The following is a 24,411-nucleotide window of genomic DNA, read 5'->3' as shown; positions in this document are numbered from 1 at the left end:
AATTAAAGCAATTAATGATAGAGTTACAAATAAATACGACACAAAACGTTAATATAAATTTCACCGCAGCCAGTGTGGGTGAACGTATATTGGCTTACATAATCGATTGGGTAATAAAAATTGCTTACATCGTGGTGGCATTTCAAATTGTATTTAATTTATTTGAATGGGACAAGGCTATCGATGAGATGGATGGATGGTCTCAAAGGGCTATTTATATGAGTTTTTTATTACCAGTGATGTTCTATTCACTTGTCTTTGAATCGCTGCTAGAAGGTCAAACTATTGGCAAGCGTATCATGAAAATAAAAGTGGTAAAGATTGATGGATATCAAGCTGGTATAGCAGAATATATAATGCGTTGGTTTTTGAGGATTGTCGATTTAAATATGATGTCAGGGATTGTTGCATTAATAGTCATTGTCACCAGTAAAAAGAGTCAGCGTTTAGGGGATATGACCGCAGGAACTTCTGTGATTACACTTAGAAATAATGTCAATATAAATCATACCATTTTAGAAGAATTGGAGGATAGCTATATACCCACGTATCCAAATGTGATAAAGTTGTCAGATAATGATGCACGTATCATCAAGGAAACCTATGTGAGAGCTAAAGCTTCAAGAGATTATGAAACACTTACCAAGCTTAGGAAGAAGATTATTGAAGTTGTTGAGATTAAAGACTTCAATGATACCGATATTCAATTTATAGATACGATTCTGAAAGATTATAACTACTACACTCAAGGCATGTAAGTAAGTCGCCAAATTTTTCAAGTGCAACACAGAAAAATTTGAGCAGATTACTTATCCCGAACTCGTTTCAGAATCTCAAGAGTAAAATTTCCAAAGGAAAGAAATCTACAAGTCGCTTATCCCTAACTTGTTTCGGAAGTTTACTTAGTTAAATAGTTTGCTCTTCACAAGGATATACCAAATTTGCAAAGTACTTTTGCTCAAATATTTCAAATTAAGTTATGTTTTTTCAAGTCATCGATATTTTAGGAACTATTGCTTTTGCCATTTCGGGAGTTTTGGTTGCACTAAATAAGCGCATGGATCCTTTTGGAGTGCTCATCATTGCTTTCGTAACTGCTGTCGGAGGTGGAACATTAAGAGATGTGATGATTGGGATTCATCCAGTTTCATGGATGACCGATATGACTTATGTATATGTGATTGTAGCATCTGTGATTTTTGCAGTTGTGCTTCGGAACAAAATAAACTATCTCAGAACTTCACTCTTTTTGTTTGATACCATCGGAATTGGTTTGTACACAGTAGTTGGTATCGAAAAAGGCCTCGTCGCAGGTTTGCATCCCATTATTTGTATCGCTCTAGGAACTATGACAGCCTGTTTCGGAGGCGTGTTGAGAGATATTTTGTGTAATGAGATTCCCGTTATTTTTAGAAAGGAAATCTATGCAACAGCTTGTATTCTTGGAGGACTCACTTATTTCTTGCTTCGTGAGTTTATGGCAAACACCAACCTTATTTTCGTTATCGCAATTCTCATTGTAATAACTGTTCGATTAATTGCTGTAAAGTTTAAAATTAGCTTACCGAGTTTGTATAAGAATAAAACTTAGTTTAGTCTTTCAAAAGCGCTTTAATTTCTTTAACAAGCTTATCTAAACTATCCTGAGAATATCCTGTAGAAATATACTTAATCACCCCATTTTTATCAATCAAATAGTTCTTCGGAATGTATTTCGTAGCGTACGCGTTCCAAATGCTTTTATCAGGATCTAAACCGACATTAAAATCAATGCCTTTCTCCTTGAAATTTTCCATTTTTTGCTTCACAAGAGACTCGTTTTCGCCTCTTGAAATTGGTATAAACACGAAATCTTTGGTTGCAAAAGGCTTCAATACTTTGTCTGGAATTTCTTTAAACTCCTTGATACAAGGACCACACCAAGTTGCCCAAAAATTAACGAGGACGACTTTGCCTTTTAAATCTGAAAGTGTCAACGAAGTGCCATCGAGCATTTGAACTGTAAAGTCAGCTGCTTTGTCATTAAGTTTAAGTTTAGAGCCTTTATCGCCTTGTGCGAATGAGGTAAAGCTTGATAATGCGACTAAAATTATGATAAGGTGTTTCATAAGTTGAGGTTTGTTTTTGTGCTTATTTAATAAAAGAAAACATATCCATAAATAGACCTCTTATCCAAAAAATGATTAAGGACAAGAGGCATTTTTATTCTTTTTAAAAATGAATTATTCTGTTGGAACCGGAAATCCGCGATCGCGCATTAAAGCTTCAATCTTAGCATCACGGCCTCTAAATAAGCGATAGGCTTCAGCAGGATCCATCGAGTTTCTTGGTGCAAATAAATACTTTACCAATTTATCAGCGACTTCCTTGTCGTAGAAACCTCCTGGTGCTTCTTTAAACGCTTCCGAAGCGTCACTTGTTAAGACATCTGCCCACATATAACCATAATATGCTGTGGCATAACCTTCACCTGAAAATACATGACCAAAATGTGGTGTTCTGTGACGCATTGGTAATTCTTCTGGCATGTTCAATTCTGCTAAGGCTTCACGTTCAAATGTGTCGATGTCGATATTGGTTGGATCTGCCATATGTAATTTCATGTCAATTAAAGCAGATGCTAGATACTCGGTCGTCCCAAAGCCTTGATTGAAGGTAGATGCTTTTTTTATTTTCTCTACTAAGGACGCAGGAATAGGTTCACCTGTTTTATGATGAACTAGAAATTGATTTATCACTTCATCTGTCGATAACCAGCGTTCTAATAATTGTGATTGGAATTCGGTGTAATCTCTAACCCCTCCATTTAAGGTTGGATATTTCACATTACTTGAAAAGAAGTGCAAGGCATGACCAAACTCATGGAAGAACGTTGTAGCATCATCCCAAGACACTAAAACGGATTCGCCAGGCGCAGGTTTTACAAAGTTAGAATTGTTAGATGCCAATACATTAGTTTCGCCTTGAAAAGATGTATAACTTCTATACATCGTTGCCCAAGCTCCAGAACGTTTACCTTGTCGCGCAAACGGATCGAGATACCACAATCCAATGTGCTTTCCTGAGGCTTTATCAGTCACTTCCCAAACCTTTACATCTTCATGAAATACAGGGACTTTTCCTTCTTCGATAGGCGTGAATTTATAATTAAACAAACGTCCTGCGGTGTAGAATAAAGCTTCGGTTAATTTATCCAACTGAAGATATTGCTTGACTTCATCACTATCTAAATCGTATTTTTTCTGTCTTACTTTTTCCGCATAATAGCGATAATCCCAAGATTCAATTTTTATAGCGTCACTATTTGCATCAGCAATGGCTTGCATATCTGCAACTTCTTCGTCAACACGAGCAATGGCTGCCGGCCAAACAGCTTCCATGAGAGCCATAGCATTTTCAGGCGTTTTCGCCATTCGATCTTGTAGTCGCCATTCTGCATAGTTATCATAACCTAATAATCCAACGCGTTCTTTTCGGAGTTTTAATATTTCCGCAATAAGCGCATTGTTGTCGTATTTATCACCATTATCTCCTCTCGAATAATAATTAGTCCACACAATTTTACGCAAATCACGTTCTGTGGAATAGGTCAAAAACGGATCCATTGACGACCGTGAATTTGTGATGGCATATTTGCCTTCTTCACCTTTGTCTGCTGCTATTTTTGCTGCGGAATTGATAAAGGATTCTGATAAACCACCTAGCTGATTTTTATTGAGATACGTGACATAATTCTCTTCATCGTGAAGTACGTTGTTAGAAAACTTGGTATACAGTGAAGATAATTCTTTATTGATTGCAGCATAGCGCTTTTTCTTTTCGATATCTAGATTAGCACCATTCATTTCAAATTGCTTGTAAGTCAAATCCACTACGCGTTGTTGGTCTGCAGGCAACGGATTTTTTTGAGCTGCATCATAAACCGCTTTAATACGCTGAAATAATTTCTCGTTTTGTGAAACTTTTGAACGGTAATCAGATAATTTTGGTGCCAATTCGGTTTGGATACCCCTAAATTCTGGAGACGACATATTAGCGCTAAAAATCCCATAATAAGTGGTGACATCATTGAGTTTGTCGCCAGAAGCTTCAAGTGCTACAATGGTATTCTCAAATGTTGGTGCATCGCTAGTATTGGCAATGGCAACAACGTCTTTTAGACTGAGTTCCATGCCAGTTTCCATAGCTTCTTTAATAGCGTTGTGATCCATTTTGTCAAATGCTGGAACCCCTTGATAAGGTCCAGTCCATTCTTGTAATAAAACATTGTCGGTTTCGTTTACTGCCATTTTTTCTTCGGAATTTTTGTCGTCCTTACAACTAGCAAATAAGGCGATACTGCATAAAACTACAGCTTTTAGGGATTTTGAAATCATGAAATAAGTCGGATTGGTTTTTATGCCTATGAAAGTACTTAAATTTGAAGACATTTCATGTTACGATTTGTTAAAAGTGTCTATAAATGACTTTTTACTAATCCAATATCTCAACTTTCCGGATGTAGACATTTTTAAGAGGCCAATCGGCATCGTCAGTATCGACATTGGCAATTTTGTCTGCAACGTCTAGCCCGCTAATCACTCTTCCGAAGATGGTATAATCACCGTCCAACTCATGAACATCTCTTAGCATTATGAAAAACTCATAAGGAGATGCCAGTTTATACGGATTTTCTCTATCGCTACTTGGCATAGAAATCACACCACGATCATGATGAAAACCCCGTTTGGTATCTGTTGGTAATAAGTATTTGCCAATATAACGACGTTTTCGCATAATGTCTCTATCGTCTGTGCTTCCACCTTGAATGATATAATTTTCGATGACACGATAAAATTGAGTATCATTGAAATAGCCTTTTTTGGCGAGATAGATAAAGTTAGCGCGATGGAATTTAGTTTCATTAAACAACAAGATATCGATATTGCCGTAATCCGTTACCATACGAACTTTATTCTCTTTGTGTTCCTTTTCATACTGAAGAAAGAACTCCATAGCATTATCTTTTGTGAGCAGGAAGGATTCGGGAATAGTATCGGTTTCTTCTACTTTGGTCTCTGTTTTAACTTGAGTAGAATCTATGGTGGGTGTCGACGTTTTCTTCTGAGATTGTTTATCTTCACAATTGAAAATTAGTAAACACAATAGTGTAAGTACAAAAAACCGCATAAGGGGATGAATTTTGAAACGTTCATAAAATCTACATCAAAAATAAAAAATCTAAATCTACCAGGAGAAACATCTCAGTTTAAAATGTCGCCTCCATTTCGTAAAAAGCTTGAGGAAGAGAATAGAGAAAAAATGAAGCATACTAAACAAGCTGGTGTTATGGCTTTGTTTTATCCTAAAAATACCGAAACGCATTTGATACTGATTTTAAGAAAAACCTATAAAGGCGTTCATTCGGCTCAAGTAGGTTTTCCTGGTGGCCGATTTGAAACTGATGATCCAAACCTTGAATATACGGCATTAAGAGAGACCTTTGAAGAGGTTGGTGTTGTTATAGATACCGTTGAGGTTTTGAAAGCGATGACACCATTGTATATTCCGCCAAGTAATTTTACAGTGGCTCCTTTCTTCGGGATAACTCACCATACTCCAGATTTTGTAAAACAAGATGATGAAGTTGAAGATGTAATAGAAGTCAAACTCACAGATTTTTTGGATGATGCAAATGTTTCAGATATAAGTGTTATGACCTCATATGAAGTAGAATTGGAAGTCCCTGCGTTTATGCTCAATGGTTATGTGGTTTGGGGAGCGACTGCGATGATGCTTAGTGAACTAAAAGACTTGTTAAAAAAGGTGATGTAAGCATCAGTTTTTCGTAAGTTTGTCTTTCCGCTTAATAACAAATATTTAATGGGATTATTTAAAAGAAACCCTTTTGGTCATATACTTTTTGTAAAAAAATGGTTAATTAGAATTTTAGGTGCGCTAACACACCGAAGATTTAGAGGCTTTAATGACCTTCAAATTGAAGGCTCAGATATTATAAAAAACCTTCCCGATACTAACGTCTTATTTATATCTAATCATCAAACGTATTTTGCTGATGTTATAGCCATGTTTCATGTGTTTAATGCAAGTTTAAGTGGCCGATTGGATAATATCAAAAATGTAGGTTATCTCTGGAATCCTAAGCTTAATATGTATTATGTCGCTGCAAAGGAAACGATGAAGTCTGGTTTAATTCCGAAGATATTTGCTTATACAGGTTCTATTAGTATCGAACGTACTTGGAGATCTGAAGGAAAAAATGTCAATCGTCAAGTGAAAATGAGTGACATTACTAGTATCAAAAAAGCACTAGATGATGGTTGGGTTGTTACATTTCCGCAAGGAACAACAACACCTTTTAAACCTATTCGTAAAGGAACTGCTCATATTATCAAAAAATATCAACCTATTGTTGTGCCTATTGTAATAGATGGTTTTAGACGTTCATTTGATAAGAAAGGCTTACGTGTTAAAAAGAAAAATGTCTATCAATCTTTCGAGGTGAAAGCCCCTTTGGAAATTGATTATGAAAATGAATCTATTGCAGATATTGTTGAGAAAATTGAATATGCTATCGAGCAGCATCCGTCTTTCTTAAAGGTAATTCCACAGGATGTATTAGAAGAAAAAGAGCGACTTAATAGAGAACTTCGCGATTGGTAAACTAGTCTTTTTTCTCTAATTTGTTATTGCTTTTCGAAGTCGAAGTCTCAGAATGTATTTCCTTGTTGCTAATAGCTTTTAAAAGAAATATCTACCCTATAATAAGAAAATTTTGACCCGTCAAAACGTAGTGATAGATAGACATCATCCCTACAACAAACATATGATTTGAATTGTCAGAACCGATAACTGCATTTTTACTTCCGGTGATTTTAGTATAAAGCTCTAACACTTTTGTATCCAACAATACATTATTTTGAAACATACTTACGGTAACATTACTATAGGTGAAGTTTAACTTTGACTCGATACGAAATGTTTGAATCTTACCATCGATTAGCTAATCGAAAGTGTGTACTCACTTTCCTAGAGAGCGCTTTTTTGAGATCACTTTTCCGTTGACAGAAATAGACTCAATGCCCAATCAACTCAAATGATAAGTTATGGTGTTATTTTCAATATGGAACGTGGTAGATGCCCTAATTAGACTTCTAGCTTTTTAAGTTCGTTGTAGTTTCTATTGAGGCGTTTTAATAATATACCATAGATAATTCGATAGAATAACCAGAATACTAAGATGAATACAAGTGTAAATAGAACCATTAGCGTTGTGGCTACAAACATTTGCTTATCTGAAAACTCAGCAAACTGTTTTGAAACTTCTGGATTATGATACAATGTATAATATATGCCAATTATTACTGAAACAAATGCCATAACTAAACTGTAAATGACATAATATTTAATAATTTTTCTTGTATTCAAAATGTTTTCCATAAGTTTTTTGGCGCTGTCAGTTACAGAGATCGACTTATAGGATTTAAATAATAAAAAGACAAAAACGACTATGACAAGACTACTCAATATTGAAAGTGCTAAAAGCATGGTACTATTTCCGTACATTACAGCTAACTCTTCACGATATTTATCCGAAGCAAAATAGGGATATAAATTAAGCACTAGCCAAAATAGAAGTTCAGCAATACTTATATAGAATAGTGTTTTTACGATGGATGATGATTTTTTATGCATCATCGGGTATATTTCCTTGACAGACAGCTTAGTCTCATTTCTTGAGTCGTCAGATTGCCAATCCTTTTTTAATAAATCTAATTCATCCATAGTGTCACGGATTTAATATTGTTTTTAATTTTTTCTTCACCCTATTCATTTTCACACGAGCATTAACTTCACTAATACCAAGGGTTTCACTTATTTCGCTATAATTTTTGTCTTCTAAATATAAAAACACCAATGCTTTTTCAATGTCATTTAATTGGTGAACTGCTTTGTACAGTAATTTGAGTTGTTGTTCTTCTGTGTCGTCATAATCTACTGCTTTAATTTTAAAAGAAACACTTTCAAACCCTTGTGTTTTAATGTTTCGTTTTGACTTTCGGTAAAGTGTAATTGCCGTATTTAATCCTACACGATACATCCATGTGCTAAACTTGGCTTCACCTCGAAATTTCGGATATGCTTTCCATAATTGTATGGTTATCTCTTGAAACAAATCATTGTGAGCATCTTGATTATTGGTATATAATCTACATACTTTGTGCACAATGTTTTGATGCTTCTCAAGTAATTCTACAAAATTTTGTTCGAGTTCTTTATTCAATTTTGATTAGTTAGTTACCTATATGTAGGATAATAATTTAAAATGTTACATAGGATTAAACATTAATTCAAAAATAAGATTTTAAATGACATAAATTGTACCTTTGAATAAGACATTTTAAGAAGGTTTTTATATGAATATTCCCAAATCAAAATTCCCTAGAATTGTAATAATAGGTGGCGGTTTTGCAGGTGTTAATCTAGCAAAGTCATTAGCGAACAAGGACTTGCAGGTTGTTCTTTTAGACAAGCACAATTATCATACATTTCAACCACTATTATATCAAGTGTCAAGCTCAGGTTTGGAGCCCGACTCAATTGCATATCCGTTAAGAAAAATTATAAAAAAACATAAAAATTCATTTTTCAGACTTGCTGAGGTTGATTATATCCATGCAGATAAAAATGAAATCACTACAAGCATTGGTGCTCTTAGTTATGATTATCTAGTCATTGCTACAGGAACTAAAACTAATTATTTTGGTAGTAAATCGATTGAAGCCAATAGTATGCCAATGAAAAGTGTTCCTCAGGCGCTCAATATTAGAAGTCTAATTCTTCAAAATTTTGAAAAAGCAGCTATTGCTAATTCAGAAAAGGAACGACAAGCATACTTAAATTTTGTTATTGTTGGGGGAGGACCAACTGGTGTTGAATTGGCTGGTGCCATAGCCGAACTCAAAAACCATATTCTCCCAAGAGATTATAAGGACTTAAATAGTAGTGACATGCAAATCCATCTATTAGAAGGAGCCAATAGAGTGCTGCCTCCTATGAGTGAACATGCTTCAAAAAAAGCAGAAGGATTTCTTCAAACTTTAGGTGTTCATGTTCATACTAATGTATTTGTAAAAGATTATGATGGGAAACTCGTTACCACTAATTCTGATTTAAAACTGCATACCGAAACATTAATTTGGGCAGCTGGAGTTACTGGCTCACCAATACATGGTCTTAAAGCCGAGTCAATGTTAGAACGAGCAAATCGATATAAGGTAAATCGTTTTAATCAAATTGAAGGGTATCATACTATTTTTGCTCTAGGTGATATCGCTTCTATGAGCACAGAAAATTATCCTAATGGACATCCGCAAGTCGCACAACCCGCGATTCAGCAAGGTAAACTTCTAGGGAAAAACCTTATGCGATTTATTAAGAATCAATCACCAAAACCTTTTACTTATAAAGATAAAGGCTCTATGGCAACCATTGGTCGCAATAAGGCTGTGGTGGACTTAAAACATTTTAAATTTGGAGGTTTCTTTGCTTGGTTTATTTGGATGTTTATCCATTTAATGTCACTCGTTGGCTTTAGAAATCGCGTAATTGTTTTCTTTAATTGGTCCTACAATTACATTAATTTCGATAAAGCAGCACGACTTATAATTCGACCTTTTAAAAAATAGATTTTTGGGCGTTTCCCCTCGTTGTACTCAAGGTCAGGCTGTACACTATATCTTTTGAATACAAAAGGATGCCGTTTCCATCCTTAACGCGAAGCTTTGGATAACTTCAAAATCCCAATAATAATTAAATATTGTGCTAAAGCATAAGTTAGCATAATACCGAAGTTTGCATATTCAAACGGACGGAAAAATTTATTCAATGCCAATATACTATCAGATATCATAAAGCATATAGCTCCTAAAAACACGAGTATATAACTCAATTTTGGCACGTTATCTCGTCTTGTAAAAGCAGCTGTCGACATGCTTAAAATAACAATCATATATATGATGACAGGTATCAACATTTCATTTAGCCCTTCTTTTAAGAGATAAAATAATCCACAAGCATACACTAATAAAATAGCAATGAACCCAAAAGGTTTTACAGCGTTGTTCCGATGTTTTAAAAATGCGATAACATACATTATATGGGCTATTAAGAATGCGACCAATCCTAATAAAAAGTAACTTGCTGATACCTCTACAAACATGAGAAGTAGGTCTCCTAATAACGAAAATAGTAGTGCAGAAGCTATTATATATCTCAGTGACTTGCTAAGTGTTTTGCTCTTTATCCAAAAGAAAACCAGCAATGATAAGACTATGGCTGGCTTGGAGATATAGTGAAATTGAATAAGTCGCTCTGAGGATTCAAAAAATAATTCGGCAATAACAATCAGACTAAATATAACACTGAATTTTTTTTCTGAAACTGTAAGCATATATCATTCGGTTTTTTCAAAAATATGCAATTCAGAACTAATTTTTGACAATTCAGTAACATAGAGTTTTTGAGACAGGCCATCTTTCTCATATTTGTCCTATCAAAAAAAACGAATAGTTAAAATCATCAACCATGCAATCATTAATCAAATTTTTAATCTTCTTAATCTCAATAGTCACTTTTTCGCAAACTACCATAAGCGGAAAAGTAACCGATTCTAAAAATCAACCTATTGTTGGAGCTAACGTCTATCTCGACGGAACTTATGATGGCTCTACGACAAAAGACCAAGGAGGTTTCAGCTTTACAACTGATGAAACAGGTTCGCAAACCTTGATCATTTCTTACTTATCCTATGAAACAAAAACCATTGTTGGTGATGTGTCGACCTTTAAAAACCTTCAAATTAAACTAAAGGATGATATGGAAACTCTAGATGCTGTTGTGATTTCGGCGGGAACGTTTGAAGCCAGCGATAACAGTAAAGTATCTGTGCTCAAGCCACTAGATGTTGTTACCACTGCAAGCGCATTAGGTGATTTTGTAGGCGCATTGCAAACGCTTCCTGGAACATCTACCGTAGCAGAAGATGGACGTCTGTTTGTAAGAGGAGGGGATGCCAACGAAACTCAGATTTTTATTGATGGTATTCGTGTATTTACACCTTATTCGCCTACAACCAATAATATTCCAACACGTGGTCGATATTCGCCATTTTTGTTTGACGGCATCACATTTTCTACTGGAGGTTATTCTGCCGAATTTGGTAATGCTTTATCTAGTGTTTTGTTGCTAAATACTATAGATGAGCCAGATCAAGAGAAAACCAACATCGGAATTATGACTGTTGGAGCAAGTTTAGGTCGTACCGAAAAATGGGATGATACATCCTTGAGTGTCAATGCTTCTTATATCAATCTAGCGCCTTATTTAGCCATGTTTTCAGATCGCAACGATTGGGAAAAACCTTATGAAGGCGCTCAAGGTGAAGCTGTTTTTCGTCAGAAGTTTACAAGCGGAATGCTAAAATTCTATGCAGCTTTCGATACGTCAAATTTTGATTTAACACAGGAAGATATCAATGTTGCTGATGGTGTTCGCGTTAAACTTAATAACAGAAATTTTTATGCTAACACAACGTATCAAGGTGTTTTAGGTAATGGTTGGTCATTACAAACGGGTTTGAGTTATACCATAGCAAAAACAGATTTAAAAATCATTGATAGTGATATCAATAATGATGAAAATTCAGCTCATATGAAATTGAAATTCAGAAAACGTTTCAATAGTAGATTCAAATTGAGTTTTGGAGCAGAACATTTCACAACCAAATTTGACGAAGCCTTTTCTGCGGAAGACGTTAATGCAACCTATGGATTTAATAATAACAACACAGGAATTTTCTTAGAATCTGATATTATTTTCAGTATGGCTTTAGCATTAAAAGTAGGAGTGAGAGCAGATAACTATGCGCTTTCTAATGAGTTTCAAATTGCGCCAAGAATTTCTGTAGCACATAAAACTTCAAAAAATGGTCAGTTGTCTTTGGCCTACGGAAATTTCTACCAAAATGCTAATAATAATATTTTGAAATTTAATTCCGAAGTCCAAACTCAAAATACCAAACACTATATCATGAACTACCAATATGTTAACGACGGACGATTATTTAGAGCTGAGGTTTACAGAAAAGAGTATGATAATTTGGTAAAGTTTGATACTGATTTTGAAGGTTTTGATAGTAATTTTGATAATACAGGCTCTGGTTTTGCACAAGGTTTGGATATCTTTTGGAGAGATAATAAAAGCCTTAAAAATGTGGACTATTGGTTGAGTTACTCTTATTTGGATACAGAACGTGATTATCGTAATTTTCCTATGCAAGCACAGCCTAGTTTTGCTAATTCACATAACTTTTCAGCTGTTGCAAAATATTGGGTTGAGGATTGGAAAAGTCAGATAGGCTTCAGTTATACCTTTGCTTCGGGTAGACCATATGATAATCCAAATACGGATGCGTTTTTAGGTGAAATGACTAAAAGCTATAATAGCATTAGCTTAAACTGGGCGTATTTAATTAGTCCGCAAAAGATATTGTATCTATCAGTAAATAATGTGCTTGGGTTTAAAAATATAAATGGTTACCAATATGCAGATACATCAGATGTGAATGGTAATTTCGACAGACGAGCATTAAAACCAGCAGCCGATCAATTTTTCTTCGTAGGCTTCTTTTGGACCATAAGTGAAGATGGAAAAGATAACCAGTTAGATAACCTATAACTGACTTATTTGTAAGATTTTTACAACATGATATTTGTCATATTTTTTTAGTGGCCTATGGAGTAATTTAGAGATAATATAAATCTTTTAGTTATGCAAGTCAAAAAAAATCCAGAGGTCGATGTAAGCAGAAATAGTAGTCTCTATTTTGCAATTGGTTTAAATTTAATGTTGTTATCAACATATCTGATGTTTGAGTATAAATCTTATGAAACAGATGATTTGGTTGTGGAGCAATTACAACTAGATGATTTTGCCGATGAGGATATAGAGATTATAAATCTTAATACACCGCCGCCGCCACCGCCAATTGCTCCACCAGTTGTTCCTGAGGACATTAAAATTGTTGAAGATGTTGTTGAAATTGAAGAAACTATTATTGAGAGTAGTGAAGTTAGCCAATCTGATGCGATTTCTGAAGTCGTGAGTGTTGAAGATGTTGATGTCGAAGAGGTTGAAGAAGATGTCGAAGTTCCTTTCTCCGTTATAGAAGATATTCCAGTGTTTCCAGGTTGTGAAAAAGGAACCAAAGCAGAGAAGAAAGCGTGTTTTCAAAGGTCTATTCTAGAGCACGTTAAGAAAAATTTTGTTTATCCAAATACTGCTCAAGAATTGGGGATTTATGGAAAAGTGTATGTGCTTTTCGCTATAGATAATACTGGACATGTAGCAAGAATAAAATCTAGAGGTCCAGATAAAATTTTAGAAAAAGAAGCTGAACGTATTATAAAACTATTGCCAAAAATGGTCCCAGGAAAACAGCGTGGAATAGCTGTGACTGTGCCTTATAGTATTCCAATTACTTTTGTGTTACGACAGTAAGTTAATTGTTTTGATGAAAGGTATGCTTATTTCCACTTAATATTACAACCGATACTAGGTTTTTGAACTTCGGAAATAGGCTTGCTTTGAAGCATATCATCTAAGGCTGTTCTCAAATCTTTTCCAGTAACAGGAATTCCATTACCAGGTCTTGAATCATCCAACTGACCTCTATAAATTAATCTTAAATCGTTGTCAAATACATAGAAATCTGGTGTGCAAGCCGCATCATAATCTTTAGCGACTTCTTGCCTCTCATCATATAAATACGGAAATATAAAATCGTTGTCAATGGCATTCTGCTTCATTTTATCTGGAGCATCTTCAGGATACTTGTTTGCATCGTTACTGGAAATCGCTATACAATTAATGCCTTTAGATACGTAATCTTTTGCTAATTGAGAAAGTTCTGCGTTGACATGCTTTACAAATGGACAATGATTACAGATGAACATAATAAGCGTTCCGTTATGACCTTTAGCACTATCTATAGATACTATAGAATTATCAACAGAATTTGCAAGCCCAAATTTTGGAGCTATTGTTCCTAAAGGAAGCATATTTGAAGGTGTTAATGCCATAGTGGAGATATTAAGATTAATTTGTAAGTTTAAAGAATGGATAATATAATAACTTTTGAAGACTTTACAAAGGTCGATTTACGTGTTGGTACTATTATTGAAGTGAGTGATTTTCAGGAAGCACGACATCCAGCATATCAGCTTATCATTGATTTTGGTGACTTGGGTGTTAAGAAATCTTCGGCTCAAATAACAACGCTATATAAGAAAGAAGATTTACTTGATCATCAGATTATAGCCGTAGTTAATTTTCCGAAGAAACAAATTGCAAAATTCATGAGCGAATGTCTTGTTCTTGGAGCGGTTGATGGTGAGGATGTTATTCTTCTCAATCCAGAACATAAAGTTAGAAATGGATTATCTGTATCATAATACACTGGCTTAAGCAATTAGAACCCAGTCTGGTTTGGGGTTAGTTTTATCGTTTTATTGGAGTAATAAACCATCAAAAGTAGTTGAGATTTGAAACAGTTATGGTTATATAGTATGAGAGCGTATTTGCGTTTAGGCCTATTTTTTTATTTTAAAAAAATAGAAGTTGCCAATGCCGAAAATATACCAAAAAATAAACCTGTTTTATTTTTGGTAAATCATCAAAACGCGTTGTTAGACGCCTTGTTAATTGCCACTAAGAATGGTCGTTTTTCTTATTTTTTGACTCGGGCAAGTGTTTTTAGTAAGCCACTTGTTAGTAAGATTTTAAAAAGTCTGCGAATGCTTCCTGTGTATAGAATTAGAGATGGTTGGGGAAACTTGAGTAAAAACAACTCCATATTTTCTATGAGTTCAAAATTACTTAATGAAAAACAAGCCATTGTTATTTTTCCTGAAGGAAGTCACGATTTAAGACGAACTGTTAGACCCTTAAGCAAGGGATTTACACGGATTGTTTTTGAAACAATTGAAGCGTATCCAGAAACTGAATTATACTTAATTCCTGTAGGATTGAATTTTAAACATGCCACGAAATTTAGTGATAGTACTTTAATTAACTTTGGCAAGCCAATTCAAGTAAGTTCAAACCTTCTAGATGAAAAAAATAAAAGTGTTTTGCAGCTCAAAGATAAAGTTTCAAGTCAATTACGTCAGCTCACCACACATATTGAAAGTGACAATTACGAGTTAACACTTCAACAGCTTGAATACCTGAATGTAGATTTTACAAATCCTGAAGACGTCAATAAATGTATTGCAAGTGATTTTAATACTTGTAAAAAGATCACATCAAAACAGAATAATTTTTTAAAGCAATTTTTTAAGTTTTTATTGATTGTCAACCTTTTTGTGCCTTATTTAATCTGGAAAAAAGTAATACAACCAAAAATTAAAGAGATAGAATTTACATCGACCTTTAGGTTTACGATTGCTATAACATTAGTGCCAATTTTCGTAATACTAGTCATGCTGTTTTTAGGTTTTGTATTTCAAATCAAATTTGCATTCCTGTATCTTCTCAATGTTATTGTCTTGAATTTACTTTCAGTTAAGTTATAATTCTTCTCTAAAGAAAATCGCGTTCATCAATAACTTATTTGTGCCATACCAAAAGGCTCTAAAGTTCGTGTTATCTGTAAAAACAATCACATTTCCTTGTCCTAAGTTTTTTGCTTTAAACGGAACCGTTAATGCTAAACTGTCTAAGTTACGTTTAGAAATATAACCGCTCAATAATGGGTTTTTGGTGTATTGAATAGGGTTATTATAGCTTTGTTTATCTGTGTTCATAAACATTGTGTTATTTCTAAATAAGGCTATTTTGTCATTTTTATAGCCAAAATTGATAGGATGAGATCGGTCTAAATCGGCTTCAAAAATGGCGCCACCAACAACTTGAGCGCCTCTAAAATCGCCTCGTTGCTCAAAAGTAATGTTCTTGGCATCAAGTGTCATTTTCTTGAAGTCAAGTTTGATAAACTTATTAGTATTTAACCAATTTAAAGCACTGCGATATCCAATTAATGTTCCGCCCTTTTGAACCCATTCTTTTAATTTTTTTATGGCGTCTGCACCAGCAGATCCGCTTGGCATAATAATAGTATTGTATCTGTCTAAATTGGCCCTATTTAAGGACTTGTTATCCAGCTTTGTAATTCGCATATCGTAGCGTTGGTCAAATAGATGCCAAATTTCTCCAGCGTCATAACTTCGAATACCGTCACCAACAATCATAGCTACTTTAGGTTGCTTCATCGCTCTAAATTGGCTGCTTCCCAAATCAATACCTTGTGTTAGCCCTGTTTTGACAGCATCTATATTTAAATGATTTTCTACTGCTATTTGCTTAAGAAAATCGTAAAGCGCATCGGGAGATTTATTCTGGTTTTGAACCGGAATCATTATGGTGCCGTAATCATAATCTTTACCATTGATACTAAAGCGCTTCATACCAACTTTAGCTCTTAAGTCGCTTCCTAAGATCTTGTTTAGAGCTTTAGGGGCATAGTATTCATGCCACTCCATGAGATAGGCATAATCGCTTTTTGCTGAAATACTTCCGGTTCGCATTTTTAGATCATCGACCTTGGCTCCAGCTTCTCTTGTTGTTGCGTTTTCAGAATAATCTAATCCGAATGCTAATGGGAATGTCCAAGCAGAGACATCGTAAAATAAACTATCTTGAAATTTGGTGCGCTTTTCAAACATAGCATTAATGAGACGTGTGTTTTTTTGATTCTTTGGAATGATATAGGCGAAGCCTTTCTTGAAGTTTTTTCCGTCACTGCTTATATCTTTTTTCAATTCATGAAAATCAATCTGATGACGTTTTAATATTTCAGCCAAATGAAATGTTTTTGCGGCATCTTTTTCATCTCCAAAAACGATGGCTTTTTCATTTTCTTTTGTGGCTTCTGTTCGGGCATTCTTATAAAAATCATGTTGATACTGCAAAATGTCTTCACGCATACCCTTGGCAGCATCTAAGGTAGATAGAGCGGCAGTAAATTGATTCCGAATCGTAAACGGAAAGGTGAGGATTCCGTTATCACTTTCTTGAATATGTCCACGTGAACTTGCTTGTTCGAACAAAATACCAATACCTCCGTTGATATCTGGAAAGGTAGATCCTTTTCCGTAGTAAAAATCGTCGAAACTTTCTTCGGTATAGTAAAGTGATCCAATTTTATCCAGTGCCTTAGCATGATAGTTACCAATATTTTTAGTGAGTTCCTGATTCAGTTTTGGCGTTAATGGATGTGTTCGTGATGGAATTCCAGGTTGAAAAAAGAAACTCGCATTAGTACCCATTTCGTGATGATCTGTCAAAATATTTGGCAACCACTTGTGGAAACTCGCAATACGGACACGAGATTCTGGTAATTGCACAGGTAGCCAATCTCGATTCATGTCAAACCAGTAATGATTTGTTCTTCCACCTGGCCAAACTTCGTTATATTCTCTATCGTTTGGATCAGGATTTAAATTTTTACTTCTATTCGTGTTTGCCCAATAGGCAAAGCGTTGTAAACCATCTGGGTTAAATGAAGGATCAAATAATATAACCGTTTGGTTGAGTAATTCTTTAACGTCATTACTTTCTGAAGCAGCTAAATAATAGGCGACTAAAAGTGCTGCATTAGAACCACTAGGTTCATTACCATGAATAGAAAATCCTTGATACACTACAATTGGCATATTACTGGTGTCTACCGTATTGTTTTCGGTAGAAGCAATATGTGTTTGTCTTATACTTTCTAAATTACTATGGTTTTCTGGAGACGTAATTGTAAGTAGGAGTAAAGGTCTGCCTTCAAATGTGGTTCCTCTGTTTTCGATGCTAATTCTATCCGAAGCATTTGCTAATGCTTGCATGTACTGTACCAGCTTGTCATGTGTAACGTGCCACTCACCAACTTGATGACCAAGAACAGACTCTGGTGTTGGTATGCTTTCGTTATAAGTTGTATTCTGTGGAAGGTAATAGGATAAATCGGTTTGAGATTGAGCATTAATTTGAAAATAGCTCAATACGATAAACAGGATAGTTAGTCTCATATCTAGTGTTAGTTAGGTTATAAAAATAAAAAAACCGCTACTCTTAGAATAGCGGTTTGGTATAATTTAACAATTGAAGATTTAAATGTCTTCAAAATTGATGTCTGTAAACTTATCGGCAGAATCAGAATCATCTGTAGATTCTACACTTTCGACGACATCATCATTAGATGTGTATTCTTCTTTTTTGAAATCTTTTTGATGACGTTCACTTATCACTTCGTCTCCCTTTTCTGAGATAATGTAATCTGTCATTTCTCTTAAAATCTCATTGAATTCGGAGAAATCTTCCTTGTAAAGATAGATTTTGTGTTTTTTGTAGTGAAATGAACCATCATCGTTCGTAAACTTTTTACTTTCTGTAATTGTAAGATAATAATCACCGGCTTTGGTTGCTCTTACATCAAAAAAGTAGGTTCTTCTTCCTGCTCGCAGTACTTTCGAATAAATTTCCTCTTTTTCCATCATTCCGTGATCACTCATAGCTAATTCTAATTTTTTGTTTGATTGTGCATCAAAAATCTAAAAAAAAAGAATACTAAGCAACAAATAACTATAATTCTTTTGTGCTAAGTTGCTTTAAGTATAGTTCTTTGTAGTATCCATCGGAGTTTACCAAAGATTCGTGTGTTCCATTTTGGATGATTTTACCATCTTCTAGTACAATAATTTTATCTGCATCTTTAGCAGAAGACACACGATGACTTACGATAACCGTCGTTTTTCCTTGGGAAATTTTTCGTAAACTCATAAGTATTTTTTCTTCAGTTTCGGTATCAACAGCAGATAAACAATCATCAAATAACATGATTTCTGGAGCTTTAATAATAGCTCTAGCAATCGATATACGCTGTTTTTGTCCACCAGATAATGTAATACCACGTTCACCTAATTTGGTTTGATATCCCTTATTGAATTTCTGTATGTTTTTATGGACATCTGCATATTTTGCAGCATTGACGATCTCTTCGTTTGTAGCATCTTCTTTTCCAAACTTGATGTTATTTTCAATCGTGTCAGAAAACAAAAAGGCATCCTGAGGCACATAGCCGATATTTTTTCTAAGGCTTTTGAGATGGATTTGGTCAATGGCAACACCATCAATTTTGATGGTTCCTTCTTGGACGTCGTATAATCGTCCAATTAAATCAAGAATAGTGGATTTTCCAGAGCCAGTTTTCCCAAGAATAGCCAGAGTTTCGCCTTTTTTAATAGTAAAGTTTACATCATCTAGTGCTTTGATATTAGTGTCAGGATAGATATAAGTAACTTTCCTGAAATCTATGTTTCCAGTGATTTCAGAAGGTGTAGGATTGTTGTTTTTTATTTCAGGTTCTTCCTCTAAAAATTCATTAATACGTTTTTGTGATGCTTCAGCTTGCTGAACCAAATTAGTTACCCATCCTACTGTAGCCACAGGCCAAGTCAGCATATTTACATAAATTAAAAACTCTGCAATAGTTCCAATTTCTTTAATTTCTCCATTGATATATTGCATTCCACCTACATAGGCCACTAAAATATTACTAATACCGATAAGTAAAATCATAGACGGGAAAAATAGCGCCTGAACTTTGGTGAGATCTATTTGTTTCTGCTTACTTTCTTCAGAAAGTGCATTGAACTCATCGTAGTTCTCTTGTTCTATTCCGTAGGATTTAATGACTGAAATTCCGCTAAACGATTCTTGCGTATATGTCGATAAATGCGAGAGGTATTCTTGTACAATTCTACTACGTTTGTTGATGATACTACTCAGTTTGTAAATAATGAAAGATAGAATAGGTAATGGCATTACGGTATAAAGCGTCAATTTTGGAGCGACACTCAACATGTAGATTAATGCAACAATAAATAGTGTAACCGTATTGATGGTGTACATGATTGCTGGACCAGCATACATTCTTACTTTACCAACATCTTCACTAATTCTATTCATCAAATCACCAGTTCTATTGGCTTTGTAGAAGTTTAAAGACAAGTTCTGGTACTGCTGATAGACTTCATTTTTTAAGTCATACTCTATATAACGCGAAACATTAATTATTGTTTGTCGCATTAAAAATGTAAAAACACCCGCTATTACTGCTGCACCAACAAGATACAAAATGTTCGTAGTGAGTTCTGTTTTAAATACTTCGTTGGAAATATCACCATTGATAGCATTTGAAATGGTAGTAATAGCTTTACCAATAAACCTAGGTGTAAATAAGGCAAATATTTTTGCAGCAATGGTAATCAAGACACCTAATAGAAGTCTATAGCGATACTTATAAAAATATTTGTTGATATGTTTAAGCTCTTTCATTTATAATTTGAGGACTGAATTTTAGTAATTTGATATTTTAACACGCATAATTTTGTTAATACTCTAATATTAAATTATTTTTGCACGCTATTTTACATATAATTAAAAATAGATTCTAAATCTAAATTTACATGACATCAGATGTTATAAGTTCTCAGGAACTTTCAAAAATTGATCCAGTTTTCGGTCAATTGTCTTTTGATAATCACGAGCAAATCGTTTTTTGCAATGACAAAGATACTGGATTAAAAGCAATAATTGGTATTCATAATACAGTTTTGGGACCTGCTCTTGGAGGTACAAGAATGTGGAATTACAATAACGAATGGGAGGCGCTTAATGATGTTTTGAGACTCTCGCGAGGTATGACCTTTAAATCTGCAATTACTGGACTTAATCTTGGAGGAGGTAAAGCCGTAATTATAGGTGATGCCAAAACACAAAAGACACCAGAATTAATGAAAAGATTTGGTGAGTTTGTACATTCTTTAAGTGGAAGATATATTACTGCAGAAGATGTTGGTATGACCACAGAAGATATGGATACAGTGAGAGAGGTGACGCCTTATGTGACTGGTATTTCTGAAAGTAAAGGAGGTGCAGGAAACCCGTCACCAATTACAGCTTATGGTGTATTTATGGGAATGAAAGCAGCAGCCAAATTTAGATATGGAAGTGACGTTCTAGAAGATAAGTCGGTTTTTGTTCAAGGTATTGGCCATGTTGGAGAATCACTTGTTGAGCATTTAATGAATGAAGGTGCTAACGTTACAATTACTGATATCAACCAAGAGCGTTTAGAAGAGGTAAGTTCAAAATATGGCGTGACTATATATGATGGGAATGATATTTACAGTGAGCCTATGGATATCTATGCGCCTTGTGCTTTAGGAGCAACAATAAACGATGATACCATTAGTAAATTACAAGCAGATATTATTGCTGGAGCTGCAAATAACCAATTAGCAGACGAAGTTAAACATGGTACTTTATTACAAGATAAAGGTATTTTATATGCTCCAGATTTTTTAATTAACGCTGGCGGAATTATTAATGTATATGCCGAATTAGAAAATTACGATAGACAAGAAATCATTCGAAAGACTGAAAACATCTACAATACCACTTTAGAAATATTTGAAGGTGCAAGACTAAATAATGTAACAACTAATGTGTCTGCATTAACAATTGCCAAGCAACGTATAGACGATAGAAAAAGAGAGCTAGGAAAATAATTTAAAACGGACGTTTAAATATTTTTCTAGATTTAAAATAATAGTATTTTTGCAAAGCGAAAGAGATTTACTTTCGCTTTGTTAATTTTTAGTTCTTTGTAACCATGTTAAACAGACGACACATTCGTATTAAAGTTATGCAAACACTTTACGCTTCAAAAGGAAGTGAGAGCGATAGCATAAAAACCAATGAAAAATTTTTACTTCAGAGTCTAAATAGCATGTACGACCTTTTTTTAGCGCAATTATCATTGATAATTGAGTTGCATAAAAAGGCAAATGACCGATTAGAAAAAAACCAGAAGAAATTTTTAGCAACTCAAGATGAGAAAAACCCTAGCGCGAAGTTTTTAAATAACGAAGTGTTAGTGCTACTTAAGTCTAATTTTGTTTTACAAGAACATCTGGAAGACCAAAAACAAAATCATTGGTATTTAGACTTTGAGTATGTTGATGTTATTTTTAAATCCATTTTAGAGAGTGATATTTATAAGGAGTATATGTCGACTAAGACATCTACTTTTAAAGAAGACAAGAATTTCGTTATTGACATATTTACCGAAATCATAGCGCCTAATGATAAATTATACGATTATTTTGAGGATAAACGTATTACTTGGTTGGATGATCTTCCTGTCGTCAATACTGCTATTTTAAGGCTACTTAAGAAGGTTAAAGCGTCTTCAGAAGGAAAACTCTTTACACCAAAATTATTTAAGGATTTAGAAGACCGAGATTTTGGACTGGATTTATTAAAAAAAACGACGCTTAATCAAGCCTCATTTAAGGAAGAAATTTCAGCAAAAACAAAAAACTGGGATGCAGAACGAATCACCCAAATTGATACAGTTTTAATGCAAATGGCGATTTGTGAGTTTCAAAAATTTCCGTCAATACCAGTAAAAGTAACCATTAACGAGTATTTGGAGATTGCCAAAGAATACTCAACACCAAAGAGTAGTAACTTTATTAACGGGATTTTGGATAAGATTATAAAGGAGTATACTGCCGAAGATAAATTTAATAAAATAGGTCGAGGGTTACTGTAAGTTTCTAGGCTATATAGGTCATTGACTGTTAATGTTTTGATTGAAAATGCACTAAAAATTTTAATTAGATGAAATAATTAGTACATTTGGCTTCTCGAATCAAAAATTATTTAAAAATTATACCAATGAAAAAAACAATTTTAGCGTTAAGCGCATTATGTTTAGTAGCTTTCACTTCTTGTAAAGAAGATGCAACAGCAAAGATTAATTCTGATAATGTAGTAGCTGCTGCAGAAAGAGATGCAAATGCTGCAGACTATCCAATCATTTCTTTTACAGAAACTGAGCATGATTTTGGAACTATCGTAAACGGTACTCCAGTAGAAACAAAATTTAACTATACGAATACAGGTAAAGCACCTTTAGTAGTAAGTAATATTAAAAGTACTTGTGGATGTACTGTACCTTCAGATTGGAACAGAGATCCTCTTGCTCCAGGTGAAACTGCAGAGTTTACTGTGAAGTTCAATGGAAAAGGAACTAACCAAGTGCAAAAATCTATTACATTAACAACGAATACAGAAAAGGGTTCTGAAGTTGTTAAGATCAAGGCTTTTGTACAACCAGATCCTAATGCCAAAGACAAGAAAGCAGGTTCAGTATCTATAAATAAAGCCGTAGAAAAATAATATATGGGATCAATAGGAGATTTTTTACCTTTTGTAGCAATGTTTGCTGTGGTGTATTTTTTTATGATAGCACCACAAATGAAAAGAGCTAAAAAAGAAAAGGCTTTTGCTGCAGGATTGAAAAAAGGTGATAAAGTTGTTACTAAAAGCGGTATGCACGGAAAAGTTATTGACCTAAACGATAAGGACAATAGCTGTGTTATCGAAACACTTGCAGGAAAGATTAAATTTGAACGTTCGGCGATTTCTATGGAAATCAGTAGCAAATTAAATGCGCCTGTAAGTACAAAATAGAATTTAAATATTCAATATATTAAAAACTCCGAAAGTTCGCTTTCGGAGTTTTTTTTATGGCGTATCGTTAAGTTTAGGAACTCTTATACTTATCATGTAATCCAACACCTTGATTAATCATTGGTATTATTTTTTCTAGCCGTGATTGTTTGGTAGCATCTCGCTTAGCTTTACTAATATAGTCGCAGTATTCTCTTTGCTTTCCTGAAGTTAAAGCTTTAAAACCTGTATTGAGTTCTGTATTGGATTTTAGAGCGTCTTGTAACTCCATGGGAATAACAACGTCTTTAACTTTACGAGTCGGCTTTATTTCTCTTCCTAAGCGTTGATTCTCTATGGCTTCTTTAACATAACCCAAAACAGCAGCTTCTTTGATATCTGTTTTGGTGTCAAAACGCAATTGGCGTAAGGCTTTTGTTTTGTTTTCTTGTGCATTGATGAGCAGATTGTGCTTATCTTTTAAAAACACACCTTGATGAAACCATAAGCAAAAATGGTTTTTAAATGCTCCAATACCTAAAACGTTCTTGCCATTTAAACAATAGGTTGGCATGCTCCATTTCATGGTTTCTTCTAGTTCGGTGGAATTTATAAGCTTTCTTAAGATAGATAACTCTTCTTCAAAATGAGGGTTGGATTCTATGTATTCTTCAACGGAATGGATTTTTGTCATTTTTAAACATTTATAAGCTATTTGATGTATTCTTTATTCGGAAATGAAGAATAGGCAGTAAATAACGTAAAACTAAAATAATCAAAAAT

At 34.3% G+C, this 24,411-nt stretch carries 24 protein-coding genes; 13 read left to right on the top strand and 11 right to left on the bottom strand.

The genetic code is table 11. The features are described 5' to 3' along the window. The first annotated feature begins 14 nt into the window (after window positions 1-14). Both V7719_RS04065 and V7719_RS04060 read left to right on the top strand, forming a co-directional pair. Window positions 15-758 (top strand): RDD family protein, encoded by a 744-nt coding sequence (locus V7719_RS04065; protein ID WP_335728594.1) that lies wholly within the window; start codon window positions 15-17, stop codon window positions 756-758. A gap of 221 nt (window positions 759-979) precedes the next feature. Continuing rightward, a complete protein-coding gene (locus tag V7719_RS04060) occupies window positions 980-1,591 on the top strand; it encodes a trimeric intracellular cation channel family protein (RefSeq protein ID WP_335728593.1) in 612 nt (203 codons plus the stop codon). Between the two features lies 1 nt (window position 1,592). Here V7719_RS04060 and V7719_RS04055 read toward each other — a convergent pair whose 3' ends face one another. The 3 genes from V7719_RS04055 to V7719_RS04045 form a co-directional block, all read right to left on the bottom strand. Then, the gene (locus V7719_RS04055; protein WP_335728592.1) at window positions 1,593-2,108 is read right to left on the bottom strand and encodes a TlpA family protein disulfide reductase; all 516 of its coding nucleotides are present in this window, start codon (window positions 2,106-2,108) and stop codon (window positions 1,593-1,595) included. Window positions 2,109-2,222: 114 nt separating this feature from the next. Beyond that, window positions 2,223-4,376 carry a M3 family metallopeptidase gene (locus V7719_RS04050; protein WP_335728934.1) on the bottom strand — a complete coding sequence of 718 codons (2,154 nt, stop codon included), beginning with the start codon at window positions 4,374-4,376 and terminating at the stop codon, window positions 2,223-2,225. Between the two features lie 97 nt (window positions 4,377-4,473). Beyond that, on the bottom strand, window positions 4,474-5,169 hold the full coding sequence (locus V7719_RS04045; protein WP_335728591.1) for a peptidylprolyl isomerase: 696 nt from the start codon (window positions 5,167-5,169) through the stop codon (window positions 4,474-4,476). Window positions 5,170-5,175: 6 nt separating this feature from the next. On the opposite strand from V7719_RS04045, the gene V7719_RS04040 reads away from it, so the two are divergent. Together V7719_RS04040 and V7719_RS04035 are read left to right on the top strand one after the other, a co-directional pair. After that, window positions 5,176-5,814 carry an NUDIX hydrolase gene (locus V7719_RS04040; RefSeq protein WP_335728590.1) on the top strand — a complete coding sequence of 213 codons (639 nt, stop codon included), beginning with the start codon at window positions 5,176-5,178 and terminating at the stop codon, window positions 5,812-5,814. Window positions 5,815-5,862: 48 nt separating this feature from the next. After that, the gene (locus tag V7719_RS04035; protein ID WP_335728589.1) at window positions 5,863-6,663 is read left to right on the top strand and encodes a lysophospholipid acyltransferase family protein; all 801 of its coding nucleotides are present in this window, start codon (window positions 5,863-5,865) and stop codon (window positions 6,661-6,663) included. 483 nt (window positions 6,664-7,146) lie between these two features. On the opposite strand, the gene V7719_RS04030 is transcribed toward V7719_RS04035, so the two are convergent. Together V7719_RS04030 and V7719_RS04025 are read right to left on the bottom strand one after the other, a co-directional pair. Next, window positions 7,147-7,785 carry a hypothetical protein gene (locus tag V7719_RS04030; protein ID WP_335728588.1) on the bottom strand — a complete coding sequence of 213 codons (639 nt, stop codon included), beginning with the start codon at window positions 7,783-7,785 and terminating at the stop codon, window positions 7,147-7,149. A gap of 4 nt (window positions 7,786-7,789) precedes the next feature. Next, window positions 7,790-8,284 carry an RNA polymerase sigma factor gene (locus tag V7719_RS04025; protein ID WP_335728587.1) on the bottom strand — a complete coding sequence of 165 codons (495 nt, stop codon included), beginning with the start codon at window positions 8,282-8,284 and terminating at the stop codon, window positions 7,790-7,792. Window positions 8,285-8,417: 133 nt separating this feature from the next. Here V7719_RS04025 and V7719_RS04020 point away from each other — a divergent pair, with 133 nt between their 5' ends. Further along, on the top strand, window positions 8,418-9,689 hold the full coding sequence (locus tag V7719_RS04020) for an NAD(P)/FAD-dependent oxidoreductase (protein ID WP_335728586.1): 1,272 nt from the start codon (window positions 8,418-8,420) through the stop codon (window positions 9,687-9,689). Window positions 9,690-9,772: 83 nt separating this feature from the next. On the opposite strand, the gene V7719_RS04015 is transcribed toward V7719_RS04020, so the two are convergent. Further along, window positions 9,773-10,453, bottom strand: a complete 681-nt coding sequence (locus V7719_RS04015; protein ID WP_335728585.1) for a lysoplasmalogenase — start codon at window positions 10,451-10,453, stop codon at window positions 9,773-9,775. A gap of 134 nt (window positions 10,454-10,587) precedes the next feature. On the opposite strand from V7719_RS04015, the gene V7719_RS04010 reads away from it, so the two are divergent. After that, window positions 10,588-12,738, top strand: a complete 2,151-nt coding sequence (locus tag V7719_RS04010; protein ID WP_335728584.1) for a TonB-dependent receptor — start codon at window positions 10,588-10,590, stop codon at window positions 12,736-12,738. 93 nt (window positions 12,739-12,831) lie between these two features. After that, window positions 12,832-13,560: an energy transducer TonB gene (locus V7719_RS04005; protein WP_335728583.1), complete on the top strand. Its 729-nt coding sequence runs from the start codon at window positions 12,832-12,834 to the stop codon at window positions 13,558-13,560. Window positions 13,561-13,586: 26 nt separating this feature from the next. On the opposite strand, the gene V7719_RS04000 is transcribed toward V7719_RS04005, so the two are convergent. Next, window positions 13,587-14,141 carry a thioredoxin family protein gene (locus V7719_RS04000; protein WP_335728582.1) on the bottom strand — a complete coding sequence of 185 codons (555 nt, stop codon included), beginning with the start codon at window positions 14,139-14,141 and terminating at the stop codon, window positions 13,587-13,589. 36 nt (window positions 14,142-14,177) lie between these two features. Here V7719_RS04000 and V7719_RS03995 point away from each other — a divergent pair, with 36 nt between their 5' ends. Together V7719_RS03995 and V7719_RS03990 are read left to right on the top strand one after the other, a co-directional pair. Then, the gene (locus V7719_RS03995) at window positions 14,178-14,513 is read left to right on the top strand and encodes a tRNA-binding protein (protein ID WP_335728581.1); all 336 of its coding nucleotides are present in this window, start codon (window positions 14,178-14,180) and stop codon (window positions 14,511-14,513) included. A 90-nt stretch (window positions 14,514-14,603) separates the two neighbouring features. After that, window positions 14,604-15,635 (top strand): lysophospholipid acyltransferase family protein, encoded by a 1,032-nt coding sequence (locus V7719_RS03990; RefSeq protein ID WP_335728580.1) that lies wholly within the window; start codon window positions 14,604-14,606, stop codon window positions 15,633-15,635. Here V7719_RS03990 and V7719_RS03985 read toward each other — a convergent pair. From V7719_RS03985 to V7719_RS03975, 3 genes are all read right to left on the bottom strand, one after another. Continuing rightward, a complete protein-coding gene (locus V7719_RS03985; protein ID WP_335728579.1) occupies window positions 15,630-18,134 on the bottom strand; it encodes a M14 family metallopeptidase in 2,505 nt (834 codons plus the stop codon). The genes V7719_RS03990 and V7719_RS03985 overlap by 6 nt on opposite strands. Window positions 18,135-18,215: 81 nt before the next feature. Beyond that, entirely contained in the window at window positions 18,216-18,617 is a 402-nt protein-coding gene (locus V7719_RS03980; RefSeq protein ID WP_335728578.1) for a PUR family DNA/RNA-binding protein, read from the bottom strand. A gap of 70 nt (window positions 18,618-18,687) precedes the next feature. Next, window positions 18,688-20,442, bottom strand: coding sequence for an ABC transporter ATP-binding protein (locus tag V7719_RS03975; RefSeq protein ID WP_335728577.1), 1,755 nt, complete (start codon window positions 20,440-20,442; stop codon window positions 18,688-18,690). Window positions 20,443-20,573: 131 nt separating this feature from the next. On the opposite strand from V7719_RS03975, the gene V7719_RS03970 reads away from it, so the two are divergent. The 4 genes from V7719_RS03970 (at window position 20,574) to yajC (ending at window position 23,649) form a co-directional block, all read left to right on the top strand. After that, window positions 20,574-21,677 carry a Glu/Leu/Phe/Val family dehydrogenase gene (locus V7719_RS03970; protein WP_335728576.1) on the top strand — a complete coding sequence of 368 codons (1,104 nt, stop codon included), beginning with the start codon at window positions 20,574-20,576 and terminating at the stop codon, window positions 21,675-21,677. Between the two features lie 137 nt (window positions 21,678-21,814). Further along, window positions 21,815-22,726 (top strand): transcription antitermination factor NusB, encoded by a 912-nt coding sequence (gene nusB / locus V7719_RS03965; RefSeq protein WP_335728575.1) that lies wholly within the window; start codon window positions 21,815-21,817, stop codon window positions 22,724-22,726. Window positions 22,727-22,851: 125 nt separating this feature from the next. After that, window positions 22,852-23,355: a DUF1573 domain-containing protein gene (locus tag V7719_RS03960; protein ID WP_335728574.1), complete on the top strand. Its 504-nt coding sequence runs from the start codon at window positions 22,852-22,854 to the stop codon at window positions 23,353-23,355. Between the two features lie 3 nt (window positions 23,356-23,358). Continuing rightward, entirely contained in the window at window positions 23,359-23,649 is a 291-nt protein-coding gene (gene yajC, locus V7719_RS03955; RefSeq protein ID WP_335728573.1) for a preprotein translocase subunit YajC, read from the top strand. Between the two features lie 73 nt (window positions 23,650-23,722). Here the strand turns inward: yajC and V7719_RS03950 are convergent, their stop codons facing one another. Then, complete coding sequence (locus V7719_RS03950) at window positions 23,723-24,322, bottom strand: YdeI/OmpD-associated family protein (protein WP_335728572.1); 600 nt, start codon at window positions 24,320-24,322, stop codon at window positions 23,723-23,725. Window positions 24,323-24,411 lie beyond the last annotated feature (89 nt).

The organism is Psychroserpens sp. (assembly GCF_036960315.1).
Lineage (GTDB): Bacteria > Bacteroidota > Bacteroidia > Flavobacteriales > Flavobacteriaceae > Psychroserpens.
This window is presented reverse-complemented; position numbering and strand designations above follow the sequence as displayed.

What these genes read in the sequence shown, in the direction of transcription:
- V7719_RS04065 (WP_335728594.1), top strand. Translation starts at nt 15, where the DNA reads ATGATAGAGTTACAAATAAATACGACACAAAACGTTAATATAAATTTC.
- V7719_RS04060 (WP_335728593.1), top strand. Translation starts at nt 980, where the DNA reads ATGTTTTTTCAAGTCATCGATATTTTAGGAACTATTGCTTTTGCCATT.
- V7719_RS04055 (WP_335728592.1), bottom strand. Translation starts at nt 2,108, where the DNA reads ATGAAACACCTTATCATAATTTTAGTCGCATTATCAAGCTTTACCTCA.
- V7719_RS04050 (WP_335728934.1), bottom strand. Translation starts at nt 4,376, where the DNA reads ATGATTTCAAAATCCCTAAAAGCTGTAGTTTTATGCAGTATCGCCTTA.
- V7719_RS04045 (WP_335728591.1), bottom strand. Translation starts at nt 5,169, where the DNA reads ATGCGGTTTTTTGTACTTACACTATTGTGTTTACTAATTTTCAATTGT.
- V7719_RS04040 (WP_335728590.1), top strand. Translation starts at nt 5,176, where the DNA reads ATGAATTTTGAAACGTTCATAAAATCTACATCAAAAATAAAAAATCTA.
- V7719_RS04035 (WP_335728589.1), top strand. Translation starts at nt 5,863, where the DNA reads ATGGGATTATTTAAAAGAAACCCTTTTGGTCATATACTTTTTGTAAAA.
- V7719_RS04030 (WP_335728588.1), bottom strand. Translation starts at nt 7,785, where the DNA reads ATGGATGAATTAGATTTATTAAAAAAGGATTGGCAATCTGACGACTCA.
- V7719_RS04020 (WP_335728586.1), top strand. Translation starts at nt 8,418, where the DNA reads ATGAATATTCCCAAATCAAAATTCCCTAGAATTGTAATAATAGGTGGC.
- V7719_RS04015 (WP_335728585.1), bottom strand. Translation starts at nt 10,453, where the DNA reads ATGCTTACAGTTTCAGAAAAAAAATTCAGTGTTATATTTAGTCTGATT.
- V7719_RS04010 (WP_335728584.1), top strand. Translation starts at nt 10,588, where the DNA reads ATGCAATCATTAATCAAATTTTTAATCTTCTTAATCTCAATAGTCACT.
- V7719_RS04005 (WP_335728583.1), top strand. Translation starts at nt 12,832, where the DNA reads ATGCAAGTCAAAAAAAATCCAGAGGTCGATGTAAGCAGAAATAGTAGT.
- V7719_RS04000 (WP_335728582.1), bottom strand. Translation starts at nt 14,141, where the DNA reads ATGGCATTAACACCTTCAAATATGCTTCCTTTAGGAACAATAGCTCCA.
- V7719_RS03995 (WP_335728581.1), top strand. Translation starts at nt 14,178, where the DNA reads ATGGATAATATAATAACTTTTGAAGACTTTACAAAGGTCGATTTACGT.
- V7719_RS03985 (WP_335728579.1), bottom strand. Translation starts at nt 18,134, where the DNA reads ATGAGACTAACTATCCTGTTTATCGTATTGAGCTATTTTCAAATTAAT.
- V7719_RS03980 (WP_335728578.1), bottom strand. Translation starts at nt 18,617, where the DNA reads ATGAGTGATCACGGAATGATGGAAAAAGAGGAAATTTATTCGAAAGTA.
- V7719_RS03975 (WP_335728577.1), bottom strand. Translation starts at nt 20,442, where the DNA reads ATGAAAGAGCTTAAACATATCAACAAATATTTTTATAAGTATCGCTAT.
- V7719_RS03970 (WP_335728576.1), top strand. Translation starts at nt 20,574, where the DNA reads ATGACATCAGATGTTATAAGTTCTCAGGAACTTTCAAAAATTGATCCA.
- nusB (WP_335728575.1), top strand. Translation starts at nt 21,815, where the DNA reads ATGCAAACACTTTACGCTTCAAAAGGAAGTGAGAGCGATAGCATAAAA.
- V7719_RS03960 (WP_335728574.1), top strand. Translation starts at nt 22,852, where the DNA reads ATGAAAAAAACAATTTTAGCGTTAAGCGCATTATGTTTAGTAGCTTTC.
- yajC (WP_335728573.1), top strand. Translation starts at nt 23,359, where the DNA reads ATGGGATCAATAGGAGATTTTTTACCTTTTGTAGCAATGTTTGCTGTG.
- V7719_RS03950 (WP_335728572.1), bottom strand. Translation starts at nt 24,322, where the DNA reads ATGACAAAAATCCATTCCGTTGAAGAATACATAGAATCCAACCCTCAT.